Origin of the sequence: Amycolatopsis sp. NPDC051071 (genome assembly GCF_040682875.1) — a bacterium.
Lineage (GTDB): Bacteria > Actinomycetota > Actinomycetes > Mycobacteriales > Pseudonocardiaceae > Amycolatopsis.
The window spans coordinates 1-8,784 of sequence record NZ_JBFBBY010000061.1; the positions used below are offsets into that span (position 1 = coordinate 1).

Here is an 8,784-nt window from a genome sequence, read left to right on the forward strand (position 1 = left end):
GACGGCCCAGCTTCCCGCTGGACGTACGGCCGAAAGGTCCGAGTACAACCCGGTACGAGGACCTTCCGGCCGCACGCCCAGCGGAAACCTGGATCCGCCGATACCCACGAAGGACTTCCGAAACCCACCACTAGGACGACGGGACGGCTTCCGGTGGCGGGAAGGCGTAGAAGCGCACCGACAGCTCCTGCACGCCCTCCACCGGACGTCGTCGCCGCCAGGAGAACCGCATGATCAGCTCGCGGTACTCGGCCTCCAGTTCCCGGAATTCGGCCTCGGTCAGCCGTGTCGACGTCCGCTGGGCCGTCGACCACGGGCCGAATTCGTTCCGGTTCGCCGCGGCCCAGGCCAGCAGTTCGACCTCTTTTTCGTACTTCGCGTCGAGGAAGGCGGTGACGCGCTCGCGGTCCGCGCCGTCGTAGTCGGACGGCTTCGGCTCGCGCAGGTCCTGCGGGATCGTGACCCATTCCCCCTTCCGGCCTTGGCGGACGAAACCGTTGTCCGCCAAGGTCTTCAGGCATTCCTTGACCTCTCTCACGGTGAGGTCGGTCTTGCTCACGATGGCCGCGTCCGTGCCGGGAAGCTCGCGGGTCACCTGCTGGTACCGCGGGTCGTCCCGCATCTCGATGTGGCGCAAGGTCACCGTCCGAGGCCGGATGGCACCGGCCAGCAGCCGTCGCGCGGCGAGGGCGAGCACCACGGCGATCGGCACCTCGACGAAGGCGGCGAGCGCGATACTGGTCCACCGTTCCGCCGACGTCCAGCCGAGCATGACGTCGAACCACGCGTCACAGCACAACAACGCCGCCGTGGCCGACAGAAGCGGGACGGCCGCCCTGCGCCGTCGCAAGCCGAGCCAGGCGCCTGCCGCGAAACAGAGCAGCAAGGCGATGTCGAAGCCGACCCAGGCCGTGCGCCACTGGCCGGTGTCGTATCGGTCGGGAAGGGTGTGCGCGAGATAGACGGTCCAGGGCACGAGGCAGACCGCCGCCCCGGCGAGCAGGGTCAGCAGTATCCGGCGGATCATGATCACGACGTTAGAACCCCGGCGGCGTCGAGGACATCCGGGCTTTTCCCTTGTCCTGTCTCAGGGTCAGCCGAGAGAACCGTCTTTACCGCTCAGGAGACTTGAGTCTCCACCCACTGGAGCCTTTACCGTCCACACTCATGACGATCAAGGTTCTGAACACCTACCCGGCGATGCGCGAGATCCTGCGCGCACCGCGTGCGGACCGCTCCGTGCTGCTCAAGGCGATGGCCGAGCCCGCCGCCGGGATGTACCGGTACTTCCCCGGTGAGGTCGACCTCGCCGCGATGCACGCGATGAGCTCGGGTTTCCCGCTCGACCGCGACGAAGAGCGCTGCCTCGAAGCGCTGGAGGCCCTGCATGACGCTGACGCGTGGAACCGCGTCCAGCACGCGCTCGACGACGCTCTTGCGGTGCAGATCGCGGCGACGCCCGGGCTCACGGTGCCGGAAATCATTGTCCTCATGGTCCTTGGCGACCCCGGTGACGCGCATTTCATGGGCCCGAACCTGGGGCTCTCGGCGAACGGCAGCGTGTCCGGCTACATCTACCTCAACTTCTGGCCCTACCCGGAGAACCTGGCGCGGCTGGAGGCGACGGCCGTCCACGAGCTGAACCACAACCTCCGGTACAGCCCCGGCGGAGTGATCTGGGACCCGGCAACGGTCACCGTCGGCGAGCAGATCTTGTCCGAAGGGCTGGCCGACGCGTTCGCCCGTCAGCTGTACGGCGACGAGCTCGGTCACACCCGGGTCGGAGTGCCGCATCTGCACGACGACGCGGTGTTCGCGAAGGTCGTCTCCGGCCTGGAGATCACCGGCATGCGGAACTTCGCGTCCTGGGTGCACGGCGACGAGACCGCCGCCCGCTACGGCGGCACACCCGTCGGCCTTCCGACCGGCGCTGGTTACGCCGTAGGCAACCGGCTCGTCGACGCCTACCTGGCCGCGACGGGCCGCACCGCCGCGGAAGCCCTGCTCGCGGATCGGCGCGAGGTCATCGACACCGCGCTCGACCGCCTCTCCTAGGACTCGCGGCGCCTCGACCGGATGGTGAGTGCGACCAGTGCGCCACCGAGGAGCAGCAGGAACAAGCCGGCGGTCAGCAGGCCACGAAGCTCGCTGCCGGTCGAGGCCAGCGGGCCGTTGTCGTTCGGACCGCCGCCGGGTGTGGTCGCACCCGGCTGTCCCGGCGTGGTGCCGGTGGTGACACCGGGCCCCGGTGTCGTACTCGACGTGCGGCTGCTCGATGTCGGCGAAGTACTGCTGCTGGACGACGTACTACTCGAAGGCGCCGTGCTGCTGGACGACGTACTGCTCGAAGGCACGCTGCTCGAAGTGGTACTGCTCGAACTCGTACTGCTGGTGGTCGTACTGCTTGAAGTGGTGCTCGACGAGGTGGTGCTCGACGACGTGGTGCTGCTGGAGGTCGTGCTCGTCGGCTCGCTGCTCGAAGTGGTGGTGCTGCTCGTCGGGCTAGACGAGGTCGTCGTGGTCGAGGTGCTCGTCGGTGAACTGGTCGTCGTGGTCAAGCTGGTTGAGGTGGACGAAGACGAAGTCGAGGTGGACGGCGTCGTCGTGATCGGCGCGCCGCAGTCGGGCAGGTCGCCGTCGAACGGGTAGTTGTGGAACTCCTGCCCGCCGCCACCGGCCTGCTCCGAGGAGTGCACCAGCGTGCCGGTGGTGAAGAAACGGCCGTTCATCCCGGCCGCGGTGATCGTCGCGGTGCTCCCCGGATCGCCGATCAGCACGCTGCCCTGGAACTGGGCGCCGCCGCCGATCTTCACCTTGGTGGCGTCCGGGAAGTTCCACAGGAGGCGCTCCCGCAGCTTGTTCAGCGGATCCTGGTCGTTCAGGTCGCCGGTGAAGGTGTTGATCGTCCGGGCCGCCCCCACCATGTTGACCAGGATCGTCGCCCCCGCCGGGATCCCCGCGAACTCGATGCCCTGCATGCCGCCGTTGGCCGAGGTCAGATCGAAGTCCACGGTGAACACCTGCAGCGCGGATTTCCCGTCCCCGGTGAAGAGGGTGCGGTATCCCTCGTTGCGCGCGGTGCCGGTGGCGGGCCGCGGCACGGCGTTGTCCCGGGCGTAGCACTGGCTCGCCACCCGCAGCTCGTCGCGAAGGCCGAGATAGGGCTTCGCCGCGTCCGCGTCCTTCACGAGTGTTCCGTTGACCGTCCCGGTGGCGGTGCCCGCGTGCCGGACGACTCCGTCCTCGGCGAGCAGCCGCTGGCCACTGGCGATGCTCACGTTCCCGCCGGAGGTGAGGAAATCCGCGCCGTCCGGTGGCGGGACCCGGGAACCGACGCCGGCGACGCCGACGTTGTAGACAGCGGAAACACCCTGGCGTTTGGCCATGTCGAAATCGCCGAGAACGACGACTCGTCCTTCGGCTTCCGCGGCCGCTTCGCGTACTCGGAAATCGCCACCGACATAAACGTTGATGCCATTGTCCCGGCCGGGATAGCCGCCGTTGTTCACCGGCGGGTACTTATCCGGGCAGGCGTCTCCGACGCAGGGGCCCAATCCGCCTGGCAACGGGGCGGCGGCCGCGCCACCGGTGACGACCAGTGCCGCCACGCACACCGCCGCGGCGGCACTGGCGGAAATCGCGGCGAACCGCCTTGCACGCATGGGGCGATTCTTATGCCAATCGACCGGGTGATCATAATCGGAAACCGGAATTACCCCCGACCGGGCGAGGGACGTTGAACCCGTCTGCTTGACTGCTGCCCGTGCCGTCCATTCGTGAAACCTCCGTCGAAGCGGAGTTCCTCGCGGTGGTCGCCCGGTACGCCGGACCGGCGCGAGGGGCCGGTCTGCTGGTGATCAGCGTGTTCGGGGTGCTCGCGACGCCGTCGGACGCGCTCCCCCTCGGCTTCGGGCTGCTCGCGCTGGCGCTGGTCGCCGCGGTGGCCGAGCATCGGACGGGAAGGACGGGCCGGGGCAGGCCGGTGGCGTTCACGCTGACATTGCTGCGTGCGGCGGCGATCTGCGGCACCCAATTCCTGACCGCGTCCGAAGCGGGGGAACTGAACCAGTGGGCACTGAACGTCCTCACCGTCACCGCGATCACCCTGCAATGGGAATGGCCGCCGCGAGTCACCGTGCCAGCCGTCGCCTGCCTGCTGGCGATCGAAGTCGTACCGCTCGGCTTCGACGGCGGCCTCCCGGTGGTGCTCCGGGTGCTCATCGAGGCGGCGCTCGCGCGGGTCGCCTTTCTCCTCCTGCTGCGAACGACACGGCGGGTCGACGACCTCCGCGAGCGGCGGGCCCGGCTGGCGCGCGAGGAATCGCTGGCGCTGGAACGACGTCGTCAGGAGCGGGAGTACCTGGCCGTCCTGCACGACACGGCGGCGGCCACCTTTCTCACCGTGGCGCAGCGCGGGGAAACCGCCGGGCCTGCCGAAGTCGCCGAGTACGCGCGGCGGGATCTGGCGATCCTCACCGGTGAATCCGGCCGAGGCAGTGTGGTCGATCTCGAATCCTCACTGCGCGGGGTGCTCGCGGAGAGCCGGGTGAAGGTCGACGCGCGGTGGGCGCCGCTTCCGCCGATGCCCGCGTCGGCGGCGCTCGCGCTGGTCCGGGCCGTGCGCGAGGCGCTGACGAACGTCGAAAGGCACGCGGGAGTGCGCGAGGCCGAGCTGACGGTCGAGGACGGCGTGCGGGTCACCATCCGGGATGAAGGCCGCGGTTTCGATCCGGCGGCGACCCCGGCGCAGCGGCGGGGTGTCCGTGGCTCGCTGGTCGAGCGCATGGCAGCGGCGGGCGGCCGCGCGAGGGTGACTTCCGCGCCCGGTGCGGGGACCACGGTGGAACTGGTGTGGCCCGATGGGTGAGACGGCGGACCGGGTGCTCGGCGGCTGCCGGATCGCGCTGCTGGTCGTGACCGCGGTGATCCAGGCCGGTCTCAGCCTTCCGGTGGTGACCGGGACAGCGAGCCGGTACGCGTTCGCGGTGCTGGGCGCGGTGCTCGTGGTCGCGGCGTTCTGGGTGCTGCGCGGCAGGCCGGTCCCCTGGCCCGCCGCGGTGACCGGCGGCGCCGTCGTACTGGCGGCGTCGGCGGTGGCGACCTGGTCGGTGCCACCCGGCGAACTGTTCGGCGACCGGCACTGGGTCTTCGGCCTGGCAGGCTGGCATCTGCTGATCCTGCTGCTGGACCGGCCGGGGGCCGCCGTCGTCGCACTCGGCGCGCAACTGGCGCTCACCGTCGTCCGGCTGGTCACCGCCGCGCCGACCGACCGGGCCGAGATCGGCGGGGTGGTGATCGTCGGGCTCAGCGTGATCACCTTCCAGATCGCGACGCTGGCGCTGGTCCGCGTCGTCAACCGCCGGGCAGGCGAGGCCGCGGAGGCGTCGGCCGAACGGGATCGGCTGCTCCATCGCAAAGCACTGGCGGAACAGCAGGAAGCCGACCAGCGGAACCGGTTCGCCGGTCAGCTGGGCGCCACCCTGCCGCTGCTCGCCGGGCTCGCCGACCGCACCCTGGACCCGCGCGACGAGGTGGTCCGGCGGCGGTGCGCGTTCGCGGCCACCCAGCTGCGGCGGCTGTTCGCGGAGAACGACGACGTCCCCGACCCGCTGGTGCACGAGGTCTCGGCGTGCGTCGACCTCGCCGAGCGGCGGGGACTGACGGTGACACTGGCCGTCAGCGGCGAAGCGGTACCCGTGCCGACGGCGGTCCGCCGCGCCCTGACCACCCCGCTGATGACCGCACTGGTGGCCGCCCGGTCACAGGCCAGGGTCAGCGTGCTGCGGACCGGCGACGAGATCCGGGTCGCGGCGATCACCGACGGTGAACCGGAAACCCGGCCGAACGGATCGGGCGCCGTCGACGTCGAATGGCACGCACTGGGAGAACGCTCGTGGATGGAGGCCAAATGGCGTACGGAACCGCGTTGACCGCAGTGGTCGTCGACGATCATCCGGCTGTGCGGGCCGGAGTCGTGCACTGGCTTTCCTCGGGAACCCCGCCGGTCACCGTGGTGGCCGAGGGCGAGGATGTCCGGGCCGCGTGGATCGGCGACGGCGCACAGGCCGACGTCGTCATCCTGGACCTGCATCTGAACAGCACCACCCCGGCGATGGGCGATCTGCGGCGGCTCACCGAGGCGGGCCGCCGCGTCGTCGTCTACTCGATGCGGGCCGACGACGAGACCGTCCTGCAGTGCCTGGAACTCGGCGCGCTGTCCTATCTCACCAAGGCCGAAGGCGCGGAACACCTCCTCGAAGCCGTCCGCGCGGCAGCCGCCGACCGGCCCTACACGCCACCGTCACTGGCGGGCGCGCTCGCCGGGGACCGCTCGGAGCGGCGTCCCGCCCTTTCCGCGCGGGAGACGGAGGTGCTCATCGAGTGGTTCCAGTCGGAGTCGAAGGACTTCGTCGCGCACCGGCTGGGGATCTCGCCGAACACGGTCAACTCGCATCTCGAGCGGATCCGCGTCAAGTACGCGCAGATTGGCAGGGAGGCCCCGACCAAGGCCGCGCTCGTGGCGCGGGCGATCCAGGATGGGCTGATCGGCGTAAGCGATTTGTGATGGCTTGTGGTGCGAACGGCCCACACCGCCGGGTGCCCTCGGCGATTACGGTGCGTGGCGAGAACGCCGGAGCCGATTCGGCGGGGAGTCCGAGGAGATCCATGAAGTCCGACCGCATCGCCCTGTTCGCCACCGGCTGCGCCGCCGTGCTGCTGCTTTCCGCGTGCGGCGGTAAGGAAGAGGCGGGCAGCCCCGTGCCCGCCCCCGCGCCCGCTCCCACCTCCGCTCCCGCGTCTTCGCCCACGACCAGCGGCACCCTCCCCGTCGGAAACCCCGACGCCACCGCCCCCGGCACCGAGCTGAAGGTCGGCGACCGTGCCGTCGTCCCGTTCAAATACGGCAACGACAAGGCAGGCACCATCGCGATCACCGTCAAGACGATCGAGCTCGGCGCCAAGGAGGACCTCGCCGCTTACGGCGACAAGGCCAAGGGCATGACGCCGGTGTACATCCGGATCTCCGTGGAGAACGTCGGCGGCACGGACCTCACCTACAGCTCGGTGCGGCTGCGCGCGGTGGGCCCGGACGGCAAGGGCACCGGCGTGATCATCACCGGCGAAACCCCGAAGTGCCAGTCCGAGTCGGCGAAGAAGGACTTCAAGACCGCCGGCGCGACCTACGAAACCTGCGGACTGCAGGCCGTCAAGGACGGCGACGACGTCGGCGGCGCGACCTACGGCGACGGTGACGGCTACAAGGACAAGCCGGTCATCTGGAAGAAGTAAGGTGGCGTCCGGCCTTACCCCTCGGTCTCAGCGGAACGCGGCGATGGAGCGTGCGGTCCAGTCGGCGAAGGGGCGCGGGGCGCGGCCGAGGACACGCTGGACGTCCGGGCTGACGCGCAGCTCGGCCGGGAGCGGGGCGCCGATGATGTCCAACGTGTCGTCGGCGAGTTCGCCCGGCATGCTCTGGGTCATCGCGGCCTTGGCCTCTTCGCGGGTGAGCTCCTGAAACCGCACCGGCGAGCCCAGCGCGTCGGCGATGACCGCTGTCTGACGGCGGGGCGTGATCACCTCGGGACCGGTCAGTTCGTACACGCCGCCGTTGTGCTGGTCATCCACCAGACAGGCCGCCGCGACTTCGGCGATGTCCGCCGGGTCGATGATCGGCACCCCGACGTCGCCGAAGGGTGCGGCGACGACTCGCTGCGAGCGGACGGATTCGGCCCACCACAGGGCATTGGAGGCGAAACCACCCGGCCGCAGGATGGCCCAGTCCAAACCGGACTCCCGCAGCGTGTCCTCCAGCGCGCGCATCGCGATCCGCGTCGTGCCGAAGGGCCTGGTCACCACGCCCAGTGTGGAAAGCAGGACGACCCGGCGGACCCCGTTGGCCGCGGCTTGCCGGATGACGTCGGCGGGGTTCGCTCCGGCGGCGTGCAGCTCTCCGGACAACAGCAGGAACAACGCTTTCGCCCCGGCCAGCGCGGGTTCGAGGCCGGCCGGGCCGGCCAGATCGGCCGCCACATGGCGGACGCCGTCCGGCATCGCCGCCGCGTGCCGCGACACCGCCGTCACCTGCTCCCCCGCCTCGGCCAGCGCTCGCGTCAGCGGCAGGCCCACATTCCCGGTAGCTCCGGTCACCACGATCATGTTCAGCTCCTTGTCCTCTTGGTCTTCGTGTCCATGACGCTAGGACCCGGGCTAACTTTTGGTAAGGACATACCCTGAGGTAAGCTTATGACATGGCAGGAGGCGCGCAGCTCACACAGGACGGGTCAGAGCGGGGTTATGAGGTGTTTCACACCGACTGCCCCGCACGGGATGTGATCGATCACGTCACCAGCAGATGGGGTGTCTGGGTGCTGATCTCCTTGCGAAACAACGACCTCCGGTTCTTCGAACTGCGCGAGAGCATCCGGGGCATCAGCGAGAAGATGCTCGCGCAGAGCCTGCGTGCGCTGGTGCGGGACGGCCTGGTCTGGCGGAAGGTCGAGCCGACGACACCACCCCAGGTCACCTATGGGCTGACCGAGTTCGGCCGGGAGATCGGCGAGCCGCTGACGGAACTGTTCGACCGGGTCACCCAGCGGCTGGCGCCGCACGGCTCCTGACCAGGACCGCCATTAGAGGACTAATCGCGCGGGTAGGTCCGCCTCGCGAACGTCATAAGGGGTCCCCATAGGACAAATTTCGTCCTATGGGGACCCCTCATGACATCCCGACCACGTCCCGACCACGTCCCGACCACGTCCCGGCCACATCCCGGCCACATCCCGG

The 8,784-nt window shown here is 69.7% G+C and carries 9 protein-coding genes; 6 read left to right on the forward strand and 3 right to left on the reverse strand.

Annotation, left to right across the window (positions count from 1 at the left end):
• Positions 1–130: 130 nt before the first annotated feature.
• The gene (locus tag AB0M65_RS20560) at positions 131–1,027 is read right to left on the reverse strand and encodes a hypothetical protein (RefSeq protein WP_364029518.1); all 897 of its coding nucleotides are present in this window, start codon (positions 1,025–1,027) and stop codon (positions 131–133) included.
• Positions 1,028–1,167: 140 nt separating this feature from the next.
• Here AB0M65_RS20560 and AB0M65_RS20565 point away from each other — a divergent pair, with 140 nt between their 5' ends.
• A complete protein-coding gene (locus AB0M65_RS20565; protein WP_364029520.1) occupies positions 1,168–2,055 on the forward strand; it encodes a DUF2268 domain-containing putative Zn-dependent protease in 888 nt (295 codons plus the stop codon).
• Here AB0M65_RS20565 and AB0M65_RS20570 read toward each other — a convergent pair.
• The gene (locus AB0M65_RS20570; RefSeq protein ID WP_364029522.1) at positions 2,052–3,662 is read right to left on the reverse strand and encodes a choice-of-anchor A family protein; all 1,611 of its coding nucleotides are present in this window, start codon (positions 3,660–3,662) and stop codon (positions 2,052–2,054) included. The two genes, AB0M65_RS20565 and AB0M65_RS20570, sit on opposite strands and share 4 nt — an antisense overlap.
• 101 nt (positions 3,663–3,763) lie before the next feature.
• Here AB0M65_RS20570 and AB0M65_RS20575 point away from each other — a divergent pair, with 101 nt between their 5' ends.
• The 4 genes from AB0M65_RS20575 to AB0M65_RS20590 all read left to right on the forward strand — a co-directional run bounded on the left by AB0M65_RS20575 (position 3,764) and on the right by AB0M65_RS20590 (position 7,290).
• Positions 3,764–4,867 carry an ATP-binding protein gene (locus AB0M65_RS20575; RefSeq protein WP_364029524.1) on the forward strand — a complete coding sequence of 368 codons (1,104 nt, stop codon included), beginning with the start codon at positions 3,764–3,766 and terminating at the stop codon, positions 4,865–4,867.
• Entirely contained in the window at positions 4,860–5,930 is a 1,071-nt protein-coding gene (locus AB0M65_RS20580) for a histidine kinase (RefSeq protein ID WP_364029526.1), read from the forward strand. The genes AB0M65_RS20575 and AB0M65_RS20580 overlap by 8 nt, the downstream gene beginning before the upstream one ends.
• Entirely contained in the window at positions 5,909–6,565 is a 657-nt protein-coding gene (locus tag AB0M65_RS20585; protein WP_364029528.1) for a response regulator transcription factor, read from the forward strand. Before AB0M65_RS20580 ends, AB0M65_RS20585 begins: the two co-directional genes overlap by 22 nt.
• A gap of 101 nt (positions 6,566–6,666) precedes the next feature.
• Positions 6,667–7,290, forward strand: a complete 624-nt coding sequence (locus AB0M65_RS20590; RefSeq protein WP_364029530.1) for a hypothetical protein — start codon at positions 6,667–6,669, stop codon at positions 7,288–7,290.
• A 27-nt stretch (positions 7,291–7,317) separates the two neighbouring features.
• Here the strand turns inward: AB0M65_RS20590 and AB0M65_RS20595 are convergent, their stop codons facing one another.
• Positions 7,318–8,157: an NAD(P)H-binding protein gene (locus tag AB0M65_RS20595; RefSeq protein WP_364029532.1), complete on the reverse strand. Its 840-nt coding sequence runs from the start codon at positions 8,155–8,157 to the stop codon at positions 7,318–7,320.
• Between the two features lie 92 nt (positions 8,158–8,249).
• Here AB0M65_RS20595 and AB0M65_RS20600 point away from each other — a divergent pair, with 92 nt between their 5' ends.
• Positions 8,250–8,618: a helix-turn-helix domain-containing protein gene (locus AB0M65_RS20600; RefSeq protein WP_364029534.1), complete on the forward strand. Its 369-nt coding sequence runs from the start codon at positions 8,250–8,252 to the stop codon at positions 8,616–8,618.
• The last annotated feature ends 166 nt before the right edge of the window (positions 8,619–8,784 follow it).